Consider the following 1,172-nt stretch of genomic DNA (forward strand, 5'->3'; position numbering starts at 1 on the left):
GCCCGCAGCAAGGTGGCGAGCTGGCCCAGGTTCATCTCCGGGACCACCACCGTGTCGTAGGCGGCCAGCACCTCGCCGAGGTTGGCGGGGAAGGGGTTGAGATGCCGCAGGTGCGCCTGGGCGACGTGACTGCCGGCGGCCCGGACCCGGCGCACGGCCGCGGTGATCGGCCCGTAGGTGGATCCCCAGCCGAGGACGAGGGTGCGGGCCTGGTGGTCGGGGTCGTCGACGGTCAGGTCGGGGACCGTAATGCGGTCGGTCTTGGCCTGGCGGGTGCGGACCATGAAGTCGTGGTTGGCCGGGTCGTAGGAGATGTTGCCCGTGCCGTCCTGCTTCTCGATCCCCCCGATCCGGTGCTCCAGCCCCGGCGTGCCCGGCACCGCCCACGGCCGCGCCAGCGTCTGCGGATCACGCTTGTACGGCCAGAACACCTCGGTGCCATCAGCCAGGGTGTGGTTGGGGCCGGTCGCGAACTGCACCCGCAGATCCGGCAGTTCATCGATCTCCGGGATCCGCCACGGCTCCGACCCATTGGCCAGATAACCATCGGAGAGCAGGAAGACGGGGGTGCGGTAGGCCAGGGCGATGCGGGCTGCGTCCACTGCCGCGTCGAAGCAGTCGGCAGGGGTCTTCGGCGCCACGATGGGGACGGGGGCTTCACCGTTACGCCCGTACATGGCCTGCAGCAGGTCCGCCTGCTCGGTCTTCGTCGGCAGGCCGGTGGAGGGGCCGCCGCGCTGGATGTCGACAATCAGCAACGGCAGCTCCAGCGACACCGCCAGACCGATCGTCTCCGACTTCAGCGCTACTCCGGGCCCGGAGGTGGTGGTCACGGCGAGGGCGCCACCGAATGCGGCACCCAGGGCGGCGCCGATGCCGGCGATCTCGTCCTCCGCCTGGAACGTCCGCACACCGAAGTTCTTGTGCTTCGACAACTCGTGCAGGATGTCCGAGGCCGGCGTGATCGGATACGAGCCGAGGTAGAGGGGCAGGTCGGCCTGGCGGGCGGCGGCGATCAGGCCGTAGGACAGGGCGAGGTTGCCGGAGATGTTGCGGTAGGTACCGGCCGGGAACGCCGACGTCGCAGGCGCCACCTCATAAGAGACAGCGAAATCCTCCGTCGTCTCACCGAAATTCCACCCCGCCCGGAACGCCGCCACATTCGCCTCGGC

Annotated in this window: 1 pseudogene; it reads right to left on the minus strand. The window is 69.6% G+C overall.

Annotated features, from left to right (window positions below):
- Positions 1 to 1,172 (minus strand): annotated as a pseudogene (locus ACFZCD_RS32845) (2-oxoglutarate ferredoxin oxidoreductase subunit alpha); the annotation flags it as partial.

It is taken from the genome of Streptomyces sp. NPDC008001 (assembly GCF_042958085.1).
Lineage (GTDB): Bacteria > Actinomycetota > Actinomycetes > Streptomycetales > Streptomycetaceae > Streptomyces.